The sequence below is a fragment of the Flavobacterium sp. genome (genome assembly GCF_043780635.1).
Lineage (GTDB): Bacteria > Bacteroidota > Bacteroidia > Flavobacteriales > Flavobacteriaceae > Flavobacterium.
Window position 1 is genome coordinate 15,192 of the sequence record NZ_JAYWCK010000005.1, and the last position, 18,565, is coordinate 33,756.

General features: G+C 33.6%; 15 protein-coding genes. 4 read left to right on the forward strand and 11 right to left on the reverse strand.

The annotated features are described in order from the left end of the window. Positions 1-224 precede the first annotated feature (224 nt). Positions 225-3,593: a T9SS sorting signal type C domain-containing protein gene (locus ACH2BV_RS00290; RefSeq protein ID WP_395048405.1), complete on the forward strand. Its 3,369-nt coding sequence runs from the start codon at positions 225-227 to the stop codon at positions 3,591-3,593. 6 nt (positions 3,594-3,599) lie between these two features. Here ACH2BV_RS00290 and lpxB read toward each other — a convergent pair whose 3' ends face one another. The 3 genes from lpxB to surE are packed head-to-tail and all read right to left on the reverse strand — an operon-like array spanning position 3,600 to position 5,773. Continuing rightward, positions 3,600-4,709, reverse strand: coding sequence for a lipid-A-disaccharide synthase (gene lpxB / locus ACH2BV_RS00295; RefSeq protein WP_395048407.1), 1,110 nt, complete (start codon positions 4,707-4,709; stop codon positions 3,600-3,602). A gap of 19 nt (positions 4,710-4,728) precedes the next feature. Beyond that, the gene (locus ACH2BV_RS00300; protein ID WP_395048409.1) at positions 4,729-5,001 is read right to left on the reverse strand and encodes a hypothetical protein; all 273 of its coding nucleotides are present in this window, start codon (positions 4,999-5,001) and stop codon (positions 4,729-4,731) included. Next, positions 4,994-5,773 (reverse strand): 5'/3'-nucleotidase SurE, encoded by a 780-nt coding sequence (gene surE / locus ACH2BV_RS00305; protein ID WP_395048424.1) that lies wholly within the window; start codon positions 5,771-5,773, stop codon positions 4,994-4,996. The genes ACH2BV_RS00300 and surE overlap by 8 nt, the downstream gene beginning before the upstream one ends. A 197-nt stretch (positions 5,774-5,970) precedes the next feature. Here surE and ACH2BV_RS00310 point away from each other — a divergent pair, with 197 nt between their 5' ends. Both ACH2BV_RS00310 and ACH2BV_RS00315 read left to right on the forward strand, forming a co-directional pair. Continuing rightward, positions 5,971-8,244, forward strand: a complete 2,274-nt coding sequence (locus tag ACH2BV_RS00310; protein WP_395048411.1) for a carboxy terminal-processing peptidase — start codon at positions 5,971-5,973, stop codon at positions 8,242-8,244. A gap of 152 nt (positions 8,245-8,396) precedes the next feature. Further along, a complete protein-coding gene (locus ACH2BV_RS00315; RefSeq protein ID WP_395048412.1) occupies positions 8,397-8,585 on the forward strand; it encodes a hypothetical protein in 189 nt (62 codons plus the stop codon). Here ACH2BV_RS00315 and rodA read toward each other — a convergent pair whose 3' ends face one another. Genes rodA through purH form a run of 6 tightly spaced genes read right to left on the reverse strand, consistent with a single transcriptional unit; the run spans position 8,586 to position 15,757 of the window. Continuing rightward, a complete protein-coding gene (rodA, locus tag ACH2BV_RS00320) occupies positions 8,586-9,821 on the reverse strand; it encodes a rod shape-determining protein RodA (RefSeq protein ID WP_395048413.1) in 1,236 nt (411 codons plus the stop codon). It abuts the gene before it with no gap. Positions 9,822-9,835: 14 nt separating this feature from the next. Further along, complete coding sequence (gene mrdA / locus ACH2BV_RS00325) at positions 9,836-11,770, reverse strand: penicillin-binding protein 2 (protein WP_395048414.1); 1,935 nt, start codon at positions 11,768-11,770, stop codon at positions 9,836-9,838. Beyond that, entirely contained in the window at positions 11,767-12,273 is a 507-nt protein-coding gene (locus tag ACH2BV_RS00330) for a rod shape-determining protein MreD (RefSeq protein ID WP_395048415.1), read from the reverse strand. Before ACH2BV_RS00330 ends, mrdA begins: the two co-directional genes overlap by 4 nt. Then, positions 12,266-13,090, reverse strand: a complete 825-nt coding sequence (gene mreC, locus ACH2BV_RS00335; RefSeq protein ID WP_395048416.1) for a rod shape-determining protein MreC — start codon at positions 13,088-13,090, stop codon at positions 12,266-12,268. Before mreC ends, ACH2BV_RS00330 begins: the two co-directional genes overlap by 8 nt. A 57-nt stretch (positions 13,091-13,147) precedes the next feature. Next, a complete protein-coding gene (locus tag ACH2BV_RS00340; protein ID WP_143389689.1) occupies positions 13,148-14,176 on the reverse strand; it encodes a rod shape-determining protein in 1,029 nt (342 codons plus the stop codon). Positions 14,177-14,230: 54 nt separating this feature from the next. After that, positions 14,231-15,757, reverse strand: a complete 1,527-nt coding sequence (gene purH, locus ACH2BV_RS00345; RefSeq protein ID WP_395048417.1) for a bifunctional phosphoribosylaminoimidazolecarboxamide formyltransferase/IMP cyclohydrolase — start codon at positions 15,755-15,757, stop codon at positions 14,231-14,233. A 164-nt stretch (positions 15,758-15,921) separates the two neighbouring features. On the opposite strand from purH, the gene ACH2BV_RS00350 reads away from it, so the two are divergent. Further along, complete coding sequence (locus ACH2BV_RS00350; RefSeq protein ID WP_395048418.1) at positions 15,922-17,175, forward strand: ABC transporter permease; 1,254 nt, start codon at positions 15,922-15,924, stop codon at positions 17,173-17,175. A 115-nt stretch (positions 17,176-17,290) separates the two neighbouring features. Here ACH2BV_RS00350 and ACH2BV_RS00355 read toward each other — a convergent pair whose 3' ends face one another. Next, entirely contained in the window at positions 17,291-17,872 is a 582-nt protein-coding gene (locus ACH2BV_RS00355; RefSeq protein ID WP_395048419.1) for a hypothetical protein, read from the reverse strand. Continuing rightward, on the reverse strand, positions 17,873-18,565 hold a 693-nt coding region (locus ACH2BV_RS00360), incomplete at its 5' end, for an acetyl-CoA carboxylase carboxyltransferase subunit beta (RefSeq protein ID WP_395048421.1).

Sequence of the window (18,565 nt, forward strand, 5' to 3'; positions counted from 1 at the left end):
TATTCATTTATATTTTATAGAGGTATTATCACAAAACATAATTAGTAAATAGGCTTTTTTGAGGCAAATTGACAGGGATTTTATTATCTAAAAGCTTTGAAATTCATTATTTTGTATGTTATTACTGACAATTTTTTACCTCTACGTTGTAGAAAACACAAAGCCCTTACTAATTGAAATAAGAACAAATTGAAGTTCAACATATTAATAAAAGAATATCGCTTATGAAGGTTTTTTTACAAAAAAAGATACAACAGTTTTTATTTTTAACTATAATGATGTTTTCGTTAAGTGCAAATGCTCAAGACATAATTTATTGGAATAGTTCATCTGCGAATGGAGAATGGGATTGGGGAAGTGGCTGTACTTCAGCTGCTGGAGGAAATTGGTGGTGGACTAATTCAGGAGTTGGGGCTAGACAAAGACCAGATTGTAGTGCAAGTTTTAATATAATCAAATTTGATAATGTAATATATCCAACAATGAATTTAAATAGTATTAATGATTATAGTGTAAATCAAATATTGTTTATGAACGGAACTCCTGATAGAATAATAAATACGAATGCTTCAAGAGGAATTTATTTTCAAAATAATAATGGTAATTGTAAAATTGAAAATTATGTAACATATACAACACATACTTTTAATGTGAATATTTTCGTAAATTCTGGAGGAAATTTTATGGAGATTAATCCAATTAATGGTTATTTACTTTTTAATAATAGTATTAGAAACTTTAGTGATAATCCTATTAATATTTATGGAGCGCAACAAGTAACCTTTTCGGGAGACATTGCAGGAACTTCCGGAGTAACAATCAACAATACAGCCACAGTGGTTTATAGTGGCTCTCCTAAAACGTACTCCGGCATTACTACAATTAACACTGGCTCAAAATTAAAAATAAACTCCAATCAAACCCTTGGTAACATAGCTTTAAACGGTGGCACACTTCAAATTGACACTGGAGTAACTCTAACTATTACAGGAGTGTATTCCTCAACTGGAGGAACTGTAGATAACAAAGGCACTATTAAATTTGCTGGTGGCTCAGTTGTTTTTCCTGATAATGCAACTGTTAATAATGGCGTAGCTAATACTTTAACAGGTTTTGAAGCATCATCATCAGGAATCGTTACATTAAATTCTATTTTAAATGTTACTGGTGCAATTGCTGTTTCTGCTGGCAAGTTATTGCTTGGAGGTAATGATTTGCGCCTAAATAATGCAACTTTAAGCGTAGCTGCTGGAGGAATATTTGATAATGGAGCAGAAAATCAAATTATAAATGGAGGAGGTACTTCAATAATTAACATCACTGGGACATTTATTACTCGTGATAAAGACGGTTTTGTGGGCACAAATACTACTATCCCCTCAATTATCCCTACTCTTAATCCAGGAAGTACTGTAGAATATGGTTTAAATGGGAATCAAGCTGTGCAGGGCTTGACGGCTCCAACTTATCAGAATATTACCTTTTCAAATGGTGGTACAAAAACATTAATAAGTAAAAATAACACAATAGGTACAATTACAATTTCAGGTTCAACTGTTTTTGATGCAGGGAACAATAATTTTGGTTCTGATACTTCTAGCATCACTATGGTTGGAACTTCGAAATATATATTAGGAGGAACTACATTTTCTAAACCAGAATCAGGTGGAACCTATTCTCTCGGATCAAATACTATTTTCGAATATACAGGAACATCGACTACAAATATTAGATTGAGCGCGCCAACTATAACTTATGCTAATATTATTGTTAGTGGTACGAATGTTTTTAATTCTGGAACTTCAACAGGAATTAAATTTCAAACTGGTGGTAAATTTACTGTAAAGAATGGAGCTACATTCAAACTAAATAATACAGCTGGTTTTACCGGTAACACAAATACAGGAATTGATACGGTCACAAATGGTGGACCAACAATTACACTCGAAACAGGTTCAAAAGTAGAATATGCTGGAGCAGATCAAAACATTACCCCCTTTGCTTCCTATTATAATGTTGGTATTTCGGGTTCTGGAACAAAAACAATTTCTAGTTCGAGCGAAATACTTATTGGAAACGAATTAACAATTACGTCTTCAGCACTTCAAATTGATAGCAAGAAATTATTGACGGTTACTAATGCAATAAAGAACACAATCGGAACAGATATTTTGATTAAAAATGGTGGAAATTTAGTTCAAATTACAGAAGTTGATAACGCAACGACAAACATAAATACGGGCAATATCAAAATGACTAGAACTGCACGTTCGATGGATGCGAAAGACTATGTTTATTGGGGCTCTCCTGTTAAAGGGAACGTATTGTCACAAATACCTTTGGCTTATGATCGAAGTTATATGTGGAATTTAGATGGAACAGTTGAAGGTAAATGGGCTGATATAACAACAACTGTTCCTGGAAGAGGGTTCATAACAAGAGTGGCTGCCGCTGGAATTAATAACTTTGATTTTACTGGAGTTCCTAATAATGGGATCGTTAAAGTACCAGCAGATAGTTATGATGGAACTTCTGATGTCACAGGAAATACCATATTATTAGCCAATCCGTATTCAAGTGCTATAGATGCTACTAAATTTTTAACAAATCCTGCAAATGTTGGATTAGACGGAACATTGTATTTTTGGACTTCTTCCACACCATTTTCAGGAACGCAATATAATGTTGCAGATTATGCAAGTTGGAATGTTACAGGAGGAACAGGGACAAAAGCCACAACAGATATTACAGGGACTGACAATTTAAAACCTACTGGAATTATTGCTGCTGGACAAGGATTTTTTGCGGATATTCATTCTGACTTTGATGTTACCTTCAAAAACAATATGAGGTTGAGAACTACAGGAGACAATTCACAATTTTTTAAAACAACAGTAGCAGACAAGACGACATTATTAGAAAAAAATAGAATTTGGTTGAATCTTTCGAATAATCAAAAGGTCTTTAGACAAACATTAGTGGGGTATGTAGCCGGTGCAACAAATGATATCGATAGATTGTATGATGGAGAATCTTATACAGACAATGAAATCGATATTTATTCCATTATAAATGATAAAAATTTAGTTATTCAAGGTCGTGCTTTGCCGTTTGAAGACACTGATTTAGTTCCACTTGGATATGTAATTACTAATGCTGGAAGCTATAAAATTGAAATTGATGAGGTTGATGGGGTTTTTATTAAAGATGAAAACATATACTTGGAAGACAAGGTATTAAATGTAATTTATGATTTGAAACATTTACCTTATACTTTCACTACTGGGAGTGGAACCTTCAACGACCGATTTGTCCTGCGTTATACCAATAAAACTTTAAGCAATAAAGGTTTTGAAACACTCGAAAACCAGATTCTGGTTTCCAATAAAAACAAACAAATAAAAGTAAATTCAGCAATTGAAACAATTGATAAAGTGTTAATATATGACCTTCTAGGTAGACAAATGTACAAAAAAGAGAAAGTCAACCGTAACGATCTCTCGATACTTAATTTGGTTTCTAACCAACAAACTTTAATTATAAAAGTGAGCTTGAAAAACGGACAAACAGTCACCAAGAAAATTGTGTATTAAGAATTATCACAAATCTCCCACAATCAATTTTGCAGTTTTTTCGCTGGCTCCGATGCCTCCCAACTTCGCTTCCAACACTTCATATTTATGTAAAAGTTTTTCACGATAACGGGGTTCCAGTATTTTTTTCAATTCTTCACGGATGCGTTTTGTATTGCAGTTTTCCTGAATCAATTCGGTAACGACTTCTTCGTCCATAATAAGGTTCACCAGAGAAATATATTTTAAGGTAATGATGCGTTTCGCGATTTGGTAGGAAGCCCAACTTCCTTTGTAACAAACCACTTCCGGAACTTTAAAAAGGGCAGTTTCAAGTGTTGCTGTTCCAGAAGTTACCAATGCGGCAGTTGCATTCTGTAATAAAGGGTAGGTTTGGTTTGATACAAACTTGATGTTTTCGTTGGTAATAAAGCCCTCATAAAAAGCAAAATCCTGACTTGGCGCACCGGCAATCACAAATTGGTATTCCGGAAAATCATCAACCACACTCAACATTATTGAAAGCATTTTGGTGATTTCTTGTTTTCGGCTGCCGGGTAAAATGGCAATAATGGGTTTCTCATTTAATTGATTTTCAGCTCTAAAAAAAACAGAGTCAATTATCGGTTGGTTGTGAATGGCATCAATCAAAGGGTGGCCAACAAATTCAATTAGGAAATGATGCTTTTTTTCGTAAAAATCCTTTTCGAAAGGCAAAATCACATACATTTTATCGACATCGCTTTTGATATCTGCAATTCGACTTTCTTTCCAGGCCCATATTTGGGGCGAAATATAATAATGGGTTTTGAAACCGGCTTCTTTGGCCCATTTGGCAATACGCAGATTGAAACCCGGATAATCAATAAACACAATCACGTCGGGTTGAAAAGCAGTAATATCCTTTTTGCAAATAGTGATGTTGTTCAAAATAGTTTTCAAATGAAATAGCACTTCCACAAAACCCATAAAAGCCAATTCTTTGTAATGTTTCACCAAAGTACCGCCAACATCCTGCATCAAATCGCCACCCCAAAACCTAATATCGGCGTTTGGATCTTCTTTGAACAAAGCCTTCATCAAATTGGAACCGTGTAAATCTCCCGATGCTTCTCCTGCTATAATGTAGTATTTCATTTTTGCTGTTTAATCAAATTTAGGCAAATAAAGTAACAATGGCAATTATAATGACAGCCAAAACAACACCGCGAGCCATAATATCTTTATTCAATTTTAGTAAAACGCCAAAAGCAACCAAATCAAGAATGGAACCCAAAGTAATTAATTTTCCCAATTTTCCCTCTGATTTCATGCTTTCAATTCCAGAAATAAAATCAAAGTCAGTAAAAAAAATAACGAAGATATAGCATCCAACTATTGAAGCTAAAATTCCTATAGCAAAACCAATCAATAAATCTATTTTATTCATTCCATTTCCAGGTGTTAAGTTGTTGCATAGCGTGGTATGCAGTCAAATCAAATTGTACTGGGACCACAGAAACATAGCAATTGGCAAGTGCCCATTCATCAGTATCTTCTCCTTTGTCTTCGTTAATAAATTCTCCGGTGAGCCAATAATAATCTCTTCCTTGAGGTGTTTGACGCTTGTCAAATTTTTCTATCCAAAGCGCTTTTGCCTGACGACAAATTTTTATTCCTTTTATTTCTTTTTTCTCCAATTTTGGAAAATTTACGTTTAGAATTACACTTTCAGGAAGCCCGTTTTCCAAAACTTCCAAAGTAATTGTTCTAATAAATGATTTTATGGGTTCAAAATCGGCATTCCAACTATAATCTAGAAGTGAAAAACCAATAGCGGGAATTCCTTCGATTCCGGCTTCAACAGCAGCACTCATCGTTCCGGAATATATAACATTTATCGAAGAATTCGAACCATGATTAATCCCTGACACGCACAAATCCGGTTTTCGTTTCAGAATTTCGTTTACGGCTAGTTTGACACAATCAACAGGAGTTCCGGAAGTGCTGTATTCCTGAATAGCATCCTTTTCCTTGGAAATTTTATTGATAAACAACGTGTTATTTATGGTAATGGAATGACCCGTGGCACTTTGAGGACTGTCAGGAGCAACCACTACAACCGTGCCTATTTCTGCCATAATTTCAATTAATGCACGGATTCCGGGAGCCGAAATTCCATCATCGTTGGTAACCAAGATTAGAGGTATGCCTTGTTTTATGGAGGAAGTTTTCAAATTAGTTTTGTTAAATTTCAAATAATAATGAGGTAGTTTTCAGTAAACAAAGAAACAAAATTAATCTAGTTCAAAGATTAAACCCGAAATAAAAAAAACTATTTTATACCTTTAACAAAAATTTATGCGAGCCTTAGCATTTGTTGGCATAGTTTTTTCCGTAATTTGGATTTTATATATTTATGGATAGAATTATTGACTTTATGAAAAGAAATATTAAAATAATTATTGCTGTAGTTTTACTTTCAGTATCACTATTTGCATTCAAGATTAATTCCGCTAAAAGTAATGATCCTGAAAAGGATAAAATGCTGTTGGAGTTATTGACGTTTGTAATCGAAAAAGGACATTATAATCCTGCCGCTATTGACGATGCTTTTTCTAAAGGCATTTACAAAGATTATATTGAAGCATTGGATCCCTCCAAAAGGTTTTTCCTGCAATCGGATATTGATGAGTTTTCAAAATACGAATTGCTACTTGACGATGAATTGCTGAATAAAGACCTCACTTTCTTTGAACTTACATACAACCGTTTGATGAAAAGAATGGATGAAGGAAAAAAACTGTATAAAGATATTTTGAGCACTCCTTTTGATTATTCAGTTAACGAAACTTTCAATACGGATTACGAAAAAGCGCCTTATGCTAAAAATGCAACCGAATTAAAAGAAAGATGGCGCAAACAAATTAAATTGTCTACACTTTCGTCATTGACAGATCGCTTGAAAATTCAGGAAAATAAGGAAAAAGGTATTGTTGATAAAGATAACAAAAGCGCTTCGGATGTCTTAAATCCAGACGAAATTGTTGATAATTCGAATGATTCACAAAAAGACAAAACAGATAAATCTTCGGGTGGTAAACCCAAAACTTTTGAAGAATTAGAAAAAATTACTCGTGATAGTTCTATGAAATCATTGGATGAATATTTTGGTTTCATGAAGGATTTAACAAGAGATGATTGGTTTTCTGTATATGTTAATTCCATTACATCTCGATTTGACCCACATACTAATTATTTTCCACCTGAAGAAAAAGAACGTTTTGACGTAAGCATCAGTGGGAAATTCGAAGGAATTGGCGCACGTCTTCAAAAGAAAAATGACCTTACCGAAATCACGGATCTTATTTCCGGAGGTCCGGCTTGGAGAGGAAAAAAACTCGAAGCAGGCGATATAGTGATGAAAGTAGCTCAGGGAAGTGATGAACCTGTTGATATTGTTGGAATGCGTCTAGATGATGTTGTCAAAAAAATTAAAGGACCAAAAGGGTCTGAAGTGCGTCTTACCGTTAAGAAAGTGGATGGTTCAATAAAAACGATTTCTATAATAAGAGATATTGTTGAAATTGAGGAAACGTATGTAAAATCAAGTGTTGTAGAGAGGAATGGAGTAAAATATGGGGTGATATATTTGCCTAAATTTTACATTGATTTCGAAAACAAAGACGGAAGAGATGCAGGAAAAGATGTGGCAGCTGAAGTGGAATCTTTGAAAAAAGCTGGCGTAAACGGAATTGTTCTTGACGTTCGAGATGATGGCGGAGGTTCACTTTCAACAGTAGTTGATATTGCTGGATTGTTTATTGAACAAGGTCCAATTGTACAAATAAAATCTGCGGGAAGAAAAAAAGAAGTTTTGTACGACCGTGATAAAAAAATTGAATGGGATGGACCATTAGTAATTATGGTTAATAGTTTCTCTGCTTCGGCTTCTGAGATTTTGGCAGCAGCCATTCAGGATTATAAAAGAGGAATTATCATTGGCAGCAAACAAACTTATGGTAAAGGAACTGTTCAAAATGTGATTGATTTGAATTCATTTGTTAGAAGTAGCAGTGAAGGAGATTTAGGAGCTTTAAAAACAACTACCCAAAAGTTTTATAGAATAAATGGTGGTTCAACACAACTTGAAGGAGTGAGCAGTGATGTTGTTATGCCAGATAGATATGCCTATTTGAAAATGGGGGAACGCGATGTTGATAATGCGATGCCTTGGGATAAAATAGATCCTGCACCATATAATGTGTGGACAAACAACACTAAATTTGATAAAGCAATCATTGATAGTAAGAAAAGAATTGCACAAAATCCTCAGTTTAAATTGATTGAAGAAAATGCAAAATGGATTGATGAAAGAAGCCACGAAAATCTATATAGTTTAAAAATGGAAGAATTTAAAATGAGTCAAAAAGCAATAGAAGAAACCAATAAAAAATACAAGCCAATTGCGGATTATGATTACCACGTAAAGTTCACTTCATTGCCTCAGGAAGCAGAATTAATGAAGACAGACGCTTCTCTTAAAGAAAAAAGAGAAAGATGGCACGAGAGCTTAACCAAAGATATTTATGTGGAAGAAGCCTTAAATGTTTTGGATGATTTACAATCTAAACCGGTTGTGAAAAAAAGCATACCTCAAACTATAAAGAAACAAAAATTAGTTAAAACATAAAGCGATTATTTTATCAAAAAATAAATCAAAAAAGTCGTTGATTGCTATTACGCTGCGGAGATTCGTTAAGAATTATCGGAGCGTTTTTAGTTTTGGAGTTATAACAGTTTTACTTTTTGGATTGTTTTTTGTTTTATCGAGGGATAATTGTTTTGACAAAGTATATAAGGGCTACTTTTTATATGCCAAATGGTAAAGTTGAAAAACCATTATGTGATTTTGTGGTTTTGGTTGACAGTATTGAAAAGATGACTGCAATTGATTTCTTTCCAAAATTACACGATAAGAACGAAAACACTTTGGAAAAAAGAAGTGATTATAATTGGTGGAGCTTTAATTAATTACCACTCATTTACCTTATTGGCATCCATTTTTATAAAAATAAAGAGCAAAATGGTGAAGCCCCAAAGCCCGGAACCTCCATAAGAAAAGAAAGGTAGAGGTACACCAATGGTTGGAAAAATCCCCAATACCATAGCAATATTCACAAAAAAATGAATGAATAAAATTCCCGCTACGCAGTAGCCATAAACTCGGCTAAACTTTGTTTTTTGTCTTTCTGCGAGATAAATTACCCTTAGAAATAACCCCACAAACAAAGCAATTACAAACATAGAGCCTAGGAAACCCCATTCTTCTCCCACGGTTGTGAAAATATAATCAGTGTGTTGTTCTGGTACAAATCCTCCTTTAGTTTGTGTGCCTTCAAGAAATCCTTTTCCAAACCAGCCTCCGGATCCAATAGCAATTTCGGATTGATTGGTATTGTATCCAATACCTTTCATATCAACTGATTTTCCTAATAAGATATTAAAACGATCTCGGTGATGTTGCTTAAATACATTTTCAAAAACATAATTTACAGACAAGACAAATCCAGAAATCAGAATAAAAAGAATACTGCTTAAAACCAAATTTCTATCTCCTAATCTTGACTTGAAATGAATAAATACAATCGCAGCTAAAGCAAGAAGTATCACATATTGAGGTTGTAATACAAGCGTTAATACAAATAAAAGGATAGTGATAAATCCAGTCCAAACATACCAAGCGGGTAAGCCTTCGCGATATAAAACAATGATAAAAATACTATATATCAATGCACTTCCCGGATCGGGCTGAGGTAAAATTAACATCACAGGTAAAAAGACGATAGCTAAGGCCTGAATTTGCCTATTGACATCTTTTAAATTAATTTGAGAATCACTTAAATATTTAGCTAATGCCAATGCGGTTGCAGCTTTAGCAAACTCAGATGGTTGAATAGTAAAACTTCCAATGCCATACCAGCAACGTTGTCCGGCTATAGTTTTGCCAAAAGCGAATAGCCCAACCAGCGATAATAAGGAAATTCCGAAAATTATACTGGCATATTTTTCATAGAATTTTCCATCAACATAAAGGACAATAAAAATTAACGGAATGGTTAAAATTATAAATATAAGCTGTTTGTCAGCGATTCCTTCCATTGAAGATAAGGATGAGGAATAGATGTTCAGCCAACCCATTAGCACTAAAACTATATAGATAGCGATACATATCCAGTCGATGTTGTTGGTTAAACTTTGATTTTTCATTTGAAATGAATCGCTTATAGTTGTTTAGTTGTATCTATTTTTATTTTTGGAACTATTATTTTACTTTTCAAAATAGAATCCTGTTTTCTCATTTGCAATTTTACGGTTTCAGAAAGTCCACCTAATTTTGCATATTCACCTTGTAAACTTTTTGCAAGAATCCGAGTTTCTAAATCAGTTCTTGTGATTTTATTTCTAAGGTATTTTTCAATCATCAAACTGGCAATTGGCCCGGCTATTGTAGATCCAAAACCTCCGTTTTCAATCATAATAGCAATGGCAATTTTCGGATTGTCTTTGGGTGCAAAAGCTACAAAAATCGAATGGTCTTGCAGTTGTGTTCTTTTGCCATTAATTTTCGCAAAATTTTCGGCTGTTCCTGTTTTTCCACAAATATCGATACCTTCTACTTTTAAACCAGCAGCTGTTCCCATGTTGTAAACATCAAATAAACCGCTTATCATAGGTTTAAAATATTTTTTATCTATTGTGGTTACATGTTTTGTTGTAAACCGAGTGTCAATTTTTTCACCTTTAATTTTTTTGATGATATGAGGAGTGTAATAATACCCTTCATTGGCAACAGCCGCCATCATATTCGCAAGTTGAATAGGTGTCATTAAGACTTCTCCTTGTCCGATGGCATTTGAAATAATAGTTTTACCACTATAACTCCAATCGGGATACATTTTTTTATAGGTTTTTGAAGTGGGAATCTTTCCTTTTTTACCAGTAGGTAAGTCATAGCCCATAAATTGTCCTAATCCAAAACTTTTTATATGATCACTCCAAACATCAACCGCATAAGGAGCGCTTGCATATTTACCGATAGTTCTTAAGTAAACATTCGAAAAATAGGCATTACATGATTTATAGATTCCAACGTGAAGATCACGAACGCCACCGCCACAATGGCATCTTTGAAATCGACCAGGAGCATAAGCAAAACCGTGATTACACATAAAAGTAGTGTGTTCATTTACTACTCCTTCTTGAAGACCTACAAGTCCAGTCATAATTTTGAAAGGGGAACCAGGAGAATATTCAGCCAATAATCCTCTATCATAAAGAGGTTTTGCAATTGAATCGCGATATAATAATGTATAATTTTTGGAACGTTGGCGACCTACTAAAATTCCCGGGTCATAAGATGGGGCGGTTATAAGTGCTAATATCTCACCGGTTTTTGGTTCTATAGCAACAATTCCACCTCTTTTATTGATCATTAATTCCTCTCCATATTTTTGAAGTTCAGCATCAATAGTTAAATTTATATCTTCACCTTGAACAGCAATAGTGTCGTATTTTCCTTCTTTGAATGAGCCGATTTCTCGGTTGTATTTGTCTTTCTGAAAATATTTCACCCCTTTTATTCCGCGCAGAATTTCTTCATAACTTTGTTCAACACCTTGTTTTCCTATTAAATCACCACTGTTATAATATGGATTCTTTTCAATCAATTTATCATTGACTTGAGTAATAAACCCAAAAACATTGGCTCCAAAATTAACCTGATAATCACGAAGGGAACGTTTTTGAAAATAGAATCCATCAAATTTTCGAATTTTTTCCTGAAATGCCGCAAACTCACTTTTATTCAATTGAGCTAAAAAAACCGAGGGCAATCGTGGACTGTATACTTTGGCTTTGGCTATTTTTTTTAAAAAGTCCTCTTTTGTAACATCCAATAATTGACAAAATTCCAAGGTGTCCAAATTTTTTATGTCTCTTGGAATTACCATAATATCATAAGAGGGCTGGTTTGCAACCAATAATTTACCGTTTCTGTCATAAATATAACCTCTTTCAGGATAGTCATATTTAATTTTTATGGCATTATTGTCTGATTTTAATTTGAAAGAATCATCAATAACTTGCAAATAGAAAAGGCGTAACACCAGTAAAGACGCTGCAATAATAATCAAGGTAGGAAGCAACACTTTTCTCATCTTCGATTAGGCTTAATAAGATATATTATAATGATGCAGATAATAATTGTAAAGACGGTACTTAATATGGTTCGAAGTAAAATGTCTAAAATAAAGCTGAATTTAAACGCTTCTAAAGTAAACAATATAAAATGATGAATTAATACCGATAGTAATATAAACGAAAACCTTTCGGGAGTAATTACATCATTCAATTTAACGGTTTGGTATTCATAGCTAAGACCAAAAGAGAACTTAAATAAATAAGGTCTGTAATACGCTAAAATGACACAAGCTGTTGTGTGAATCCCACCCGAGTTACTGAGCATATCCATAATAAGTCCAAGGAAAAAGCTAGCTACTAATAAACCTGATTTATTGCCGTTTACGGGATATAATATGATAAAAAGGATATAGGGATATGGACTGATATAGCCCAAAAAGTTCATATTATTGAAAATAATAATTTGAACCGCTAGTAGCAGAATGAAACGAAAAATATTTACGAATAATGTGCTATTCATTTTTACTTTTCTTTTCTAAATTAATAATTTCTTCCCTGTTTTTACTTTTAAGAATATAAACGTGACCTAAATTAGTCATATCATTAAATAATTTTACCTGTATAGTATAATAATGGGTTTGATTGTCAAATTCTATTTTGTCAATAGTTCCAATATTTATGTTTTCAGGAAATATAACCGATTGTCCACCAGTTACGATGGTATCTCCTTTTCTTATGGAGGCTAATCTAGGAACATCTGTCAATTGAACAAAACCAGTGCTTTTGCCATTCCAACTCAAAGAACCAAAATGATTTGATTTTTTTAGTTTTGCGTTTATTTGGGATTTGACATTTAAAATACTGATTACCGTTGAATAGTTGCTCGAGGTGTTGTCGATTATCCCTACAATTCCCAAACTATTAATTACACCCATATCTTGTTTCACGCCTTGAAGACTACCAGAATTAAGGGTTAAATAATTTTCGTGAGTGTTAAATGTATTGTGAATTACTTTTGAAACTATGATGTCATCAGGATGAAGTCCTTTTATACTATCTAATTTTGGAATTGCAGTAGTGTCTTTAGCATTGAAAAGAAGGCTTCTCAACTTTGCATTTTCTTGGGCAAGAGCATCGTTTTGAGTTCTTAAATTCAAATATTCACTAACATTATTGATTCTTTCATAGACTCCGCCACTCAAAAAATTAGCAGAACTTATGATTTTACTTCGATGATAAGAATGGGATTGAATAGATAGAAATAACGAAATACCCAAAAGCAGCAAAAACAGCAATCTATTACTGTTTTTATAAATAAAATTAAATATTTGCTGCATTTTTTACCTGTATAATGTATGTTGAAAATTTAAACTCGTCACTAAATTAAACATTTTTTATTTAATTAAAACACTTTTAAATCTAGCAAGATTTTTTAGCGCCATTCCAGTTCCTCGAACAACTGCTCTTAAAGGATCTTCGGCAATATAAACAGGTAAATCTGTTTTTTGTGAAATTCTTTTATCAAGGCCTCTCAACATTGATCCTCCGCCGGCAAGATAAATTCCTGTATTGTAAATATCAGCAGCTAATTCTGGTGGCGTTTGAGACAAAGTTTCCATAACAGCATCTTCAACTCTTTGAATTGATTTGTCTAATGCTTTTGCAATTTCTCGGTAAGAAACGGATACTTGTTTTGGTTTTCCGGTAAGTAAATCTCTACCTTGAACTGACATATCTTCTGGAGGAGTTTCTAAATCTTCGATAGCGGCTCCAACTTGAATTTTTATTTTTTCTGCAGTACTTTCTCCAACAAAAAGGTTGTGTTGGGTACGCATATAATATACGATGTCATTGGTGAAAACGTCACCTGCAATTTTTACTGATTTGTCGCAAACAATACCGCCTAATGCGATTACTGCGATTTCAGTCGTTCCACCACCTATATCCACAATCATGTTTCCTTTTGGTTGCATAATGTCAATACCAATACCAATAGCGGCTGCCATAGGTTCGTGTATCAAATAAACTTCTTTACCATTTACTCTTTCACAAGATTCTTTAACAGCTCTCATCTCCACTTCAGTAATTCCGGAAGGAATACAAACGACCATTCTTAATGCAGGAGTAAACATTCTTTTTTTCAAAGCAGGAATGCTTTTTATAAGCATGCTTATCATTTTTTCGGAAGCATCAAAATCAGCAATTACACCATCTTTCAAAGGTCTTATCGTTTTAATGTTTTCATGGGTTTTACCTTGCATCATGTTGGCTTCTTTGCCAACAGCAATGATTTTTCCAGATACTCTGTCGCGAGCAACTATCGAAGGGCTGTCAATAACTACTTTATCATTGTGAATGATTAAAGTGTTTGCGGTACCAAGGTCTATCGCAATATCCTCGGTCATGAAATCAAAAAATCCCATAAGTTTAATAGGGTATAAAAATTTATAAAAAAATAATGTACAAAGCTAAACAAATTAATGTTTGAAATGACGTGTTCCTGTAAATACCATTGCAACTTTATTTTCATTGCAATAATCTATGCTTAATTGGTCTTTTATTGAGCCTCCTGGCTGAATTACGGCTGTTATTCCAGCGTTCTTTGCAATTTCAACACAATCCGGAAACGGGAAAAAAGCATCACTCGCCATAGAAGCTCCTTCTAAACTAAATCCAAAAGTTTTCGCTTTTTCAATAGCTTGTAACAAAGCATCAACTCTTGATGTTTGACCAGTTCCAGACGAAATCAAAGTTCCATTTTTTGCAAATACAATCGTGTTTGATTTTGTGTTTTTACACACTTTAGACGCAAATATTAAATCATTTATTTCTTGTTCTGTAGGAGTTGTTACTGTAACGGTTTTTAAGTCTGCTTTAGTATCTGTGATGTTGTTTCTTTCTTGAACTAAAATTCCGTTCAAGCAAGTTCGCACTTGTTTTTGTGGTAATTCTACTTCGTTTTGAACCAATATAATTCTGTTTTTCTTTTCTTGTAAAATGGCAATGGCAGCTTCGTCATAACTTGGAGCAATGACAACTTCACAAAATAATTTGTTAATTTCAGTTGCAGTGGCTACATCAATTTTTGTATTTGCAATCAAAACTCCACCAAATGCGGAGGTTGGGTCACAAGCTAAAGCTACATTATAAGCTTCGCTAATGGTTGGCCTTGTTGCTAATCCACACGCATTATTGTGTTTCAAAATGGCGAAAGTTGGTCCGTCATTTTTAAACTCATTAATTAAATTTACGGCTGCATCTACATCCAATAAATTATTATAAGACAATTCTTTTCCGTGAACTTTTTTGAACATTGCGTCAAAATCGCCAAAGAAAAATCCTTTTTGATGTGGATTTTCTCCATATCTCAATATTTGCCCGTCAGCAATACTTACTTTGAAAATAGTTTCGTCAGTATTGAAATAATTGAAAATAGCCGTGTCATAATGAGAAGAAACGTGAAATGCTTTAGTAGCAAACAATTTTCTGTTTTCCAATGTTGTTGCACCATTTTGAATTGTGATCAAATCCAAAAGCAAACTATATTCGGCCACAGATGGAACAATTACCGTGTCTTTAAAGTTTTTTGCAGCAGCACGGATTAGAGAAATACCACCAATGTCAATTTTTTCGATAATATCTTCTTCACTTGCGCCAGAAGCAACCGTTTTTTCAAAAGGATACAAGTCAACAATAACCAAATCAATTTGTGGAATGTTATATTCCTGCATTTGCTGAACATCAGTTTCATTGTCCTGACGATTTAAGATGCCTCCAAAAACTTTTGGGTGCAAGGTTTTCACTCTTCCGCCAAGGATAGATGGGTATGAAGTTACATCTTCGACCGGTATCACAGGAATGCCAAGGTTTTTGATAAATTCTTCGGTGCCACCAGTGGAGTAAAAAATTACATTTTGCTCGTGTAATTTTCGTATTATTGGTTCTAAACCATCTTTTGAAAAGACAGAAATTAATGCAGATTTGATTGTTTTAGTTGTGTTCATTGTGTAGTGTGAATTTTGTCGTGCAAAAGTAGTTTTTTTGATTTTAAAATTCAAATCTATTTCTGTAACAATATTTTAAAAATAACTACCAATGGGTTAGTGAATTTTCATTAGGTTTATGAATAAAATTTTTGGAATTTTACAATAACACAAAACACCGTTTTATGCTAGTTTATTTCCGACTATTATCTGAGAGTTTCCGTTTTGCAATGAATGCTTTGCGAAACAATAAATTGCGTACCCTTTTGTCCTTACTGGGTGTTACGATTGGGATTTTTTCGATAATTGCTGTGCTTGCCGCAGTAGATTCTTTGGATAGAAAAATTACAAAGGATTTGAGCTCTTTAGATAAAAACACCATTTATTTAATGAGAATGTCGTTTGGTCCTTCCGAAATTCCGGAATGGAAAAGAGAACAATTCCCGAATGTAAAATATGATGAATACCTCTATTTGAAAGGGGCAATGACCAACACTGATCAATTGGGATACCAAATATTTACCAAAAGAGAATCCATTAAGTATGAATCAAATACGGTTTCGGATGTAAATATCGTTCCGGTTTCACACGAGTTTATTGAAATACAAGGATTGGAATTTGAAGAAGGAAGATTTTACAATGAATCTGAAGCCAATTCTGCTGCTTCGGTTGTGGTTATTGGATATGAAATTGCAAAATCACTCTTTGAAGATTCTGAACCTATTGGCAAAAAGATACGTTTGTATGGACAACGGTTTACTGTTATTGGGGTTTTGAAAAAGAAAGGTGGCGGATTGTCTTTTGGAAACAACAATGACACTTCTGCTTTCATTCCTGTAAATTTTGTCAGACAATTATATGGTGATAATAATAAGTCAATTGTAAATGTAATTATATTTAAACCTCAAAGTGGAGTTGATATGGAAGCTTATAAAGCTGAAATTACTCAAAAATTAAGAAACTTTAGAGGATTGAAAGCTGGAGAAATTGATAATTTCTTTATTAATGTTTTTTCTGGTTTTACAGATTTTATTGATGGAATTATTTCAAAAATGAATGTAGTAGGTTGGATAATCAGCGGATTTTCATTGCTTGTAGGAGGTTTTGGTATTGCCAATATTATGTTTGTTTCTGTAAAAGAGAGAACCAACTTAATTGGAATTCAAAAATCTCTTGGTGCCAAAAACAGATTCATATTATTCCAATTCCTATTTGAAGCCATTATTCTTTCTGTGATAGGAGGGATTATAGGTTTGTTTATGGTTTGGATTATTGCACTTGTTTTAACTAAAACCTTGGAGTTTGAATTCGTTTTGGGAATGGGAAATATTCTTTTAGGAACAGGACTTGCTGCTATAATTGGTCTAATTTCGGGCATTCTCCCTGCAATTTCTGCTTCAAAATTAGATCCTGTAGAGGCGATTAGAACAGGAATGTAATTCCCGACTTCTCGGGAATTACAGTTTTCAGAGTTAATATTTTTCTAGATTAAGCAAAAAAAATCCCGAGCAATCGGGACTTTCATTTATCTAACATTGATATTCTGGGTCAAATTTAATTAGTAATTGGAATATACTCTCTATTGACTTCTAATTCAGAATAATTCCAACTTTGAGACTGAACATTATATGATACAGGATATTTCACTGTAGAAGTGGTAATTAGTTTGTTGTCTTTTAAACTATATTTAATTATATATCCAGGAATAAAATTACCTAAAAGATTAGTTGTCAAATATTTTAATTCAATTGTGTTTGGACCTGACATTATAAATGTTCCAGTATATCTGCCCGTATTTAAATTTGTATTACATTCGAATGATTCAATAGTATTGTTGGCACTATAGGTCGTTAAGCCAACAAAATTAGAGTTTATGAGTTCAAAATGAATATTGTCATATGAGTTAAATCGAATTATCTCATTTTTTTTACAATCAAACTCTTCTGTCGCATCCAAAGAAAAAACGCCATCCTTATTTATATCAACAGCTTGAGATAATTTTTCACTATTCAAATGCCATCCATAGTTTGTAATATTTGAACTATCATAAGTCGTTACATTGTCTGAACTTTTCGAACAAGAAGCAAATGCAAATAAAACTAACAAAAAAAGATATTGAATACTCGGGATTTTCATTTATCTAATATTGATATTCTGTATCAAATCAATGTACAAATTGATGGAATCTTTCAAATCTTTTCTTGGTGTTATAAAGTCTAGAAAACCATGTTCAAGAACAAATTCGGCAGTTTGAAAACCTTCTGGCAAATCTTTTCCGGTGGTGTCTTTTACAACTCTTGGTCCGGCAAAACCTATTAATGCTCCGGGTTCAGAAATGTTGATATCACCAAGCATCGCATAAGAAGCTGTTGTTCCCCCCGTTGTTGGATCTGTACATAATGAAATATAAGGAATTTTTGCTTCGGCTAATTGGGCCAATTTTGCAGAGGTTTTTGCTAATTGCATCAACGAATAAGCTGCTTCCATCATTCTGGCTCCACCTGATTTTGAAATCATTACAAATGGAATGTTGTTTTTGATAGAATAGTCTATTCCGCGTACTACCTTTTCGCCCACAACACCACCAATGGAACCACCAATAAAGGCAAAATCCATACAACAAACCACTAAATCTTTTCCTTTTGATTTTCCCACTCCGGTGCGAACCGCATCGGTCAATTTGGTTTTTTCCATCACGTCTTTCAAACGGTCTGAATATTTTTTGGTGTCAACAAAATGCAATAAATCCTTGGAGGTCATTTTCGCATCTAATTCGATGAATTCATTGTTGTCAAATAAAATTTCGAAATATTCCTTGCTTCCAATTCT

Bases quoted from the DNA above. Each gene is read 5' to 3' on its own strand.
- ACH2BV_RS00290 (WP_395048405.1), top strand. From the start codon at position 225: ATGAAGGTTTTTTTACAAAAAAAGATACAACAGTTTTTATTTTTAACT.
- lpxB (WP_395048407.1), bottom strand. From the start codon at position 4,709: ATGAAATACTACATTATAGCAGGAGAAGCATCGGGAGATTTACACGGT.
- ACH2BV_RS00300 (WP_395048409.1), bottom strand. From the start codon at position 5,001: ATGAATAAAATAGATTTATTGATTGGTTTTGCTATAGGAATTTTAGCT.
- ACH2BV_RS00310 (WP_395048411.1), top strand. From the start codon at position 5,971: ATGGATAGAATTATTGACTTTATGAAAAGAAATATTAAAATAATTATT.
- rodA (WP_395048413.1), bottom strand. From the start codon at position 9,821: ATGAAAAATCAAAGTTTAACCAACAACATCGACTGGATATGTATCGCT.
- mrdA (WP_395048414.1), bottom strand. From the start codon at position 11,770: ATGAGAAAAGTGTTGCTTCCTACCTTGATTATTATTGCAGCGTCTTTA.
- ACH2BV_RS00330 (WP_395048415.1), bottom strand. From the start codon at position 12,273: ATGAATAGCACATTATTCGTAAATATTTTTCGTTTCATTCTGCTACTA.
- mreC (WP_395048416.1), bottom strand. From the start codon at position 13,090: ATGCAGCAAATATTTAATTTTATTTATAAAAACAGTAATAGATTGCTG.
- ACH2BV_RS00340 (WP_143389689.1), bottom strand. From the start codon at position 14,176: ATGGGATTTTTTGATTTCATGACCGAGGATATTGCGATAGACCTTGGT.
- purH (WP_395048417.1), bottom strand. From the start codon at position 15,757: ATGAACACAACTAAAACAATCAAATCTGCATTAATTTCTGTCTTTTCA.
- ACH2BV_RS00350 (WP_395048418.1), top strand. From the start codon at position 15,922: ATGCTAGTTTATTTCCGACTATTATCTGAGAGTTTCCGTTTTGCAATG.
- ACH2BV_RS00355 (WP_395048419.1), bottom strand. From the start codon at position 17,872: ATGAAAATCCCGAGTATTCAATATCTTTTTTTGTTAGTTTTATTTGCA.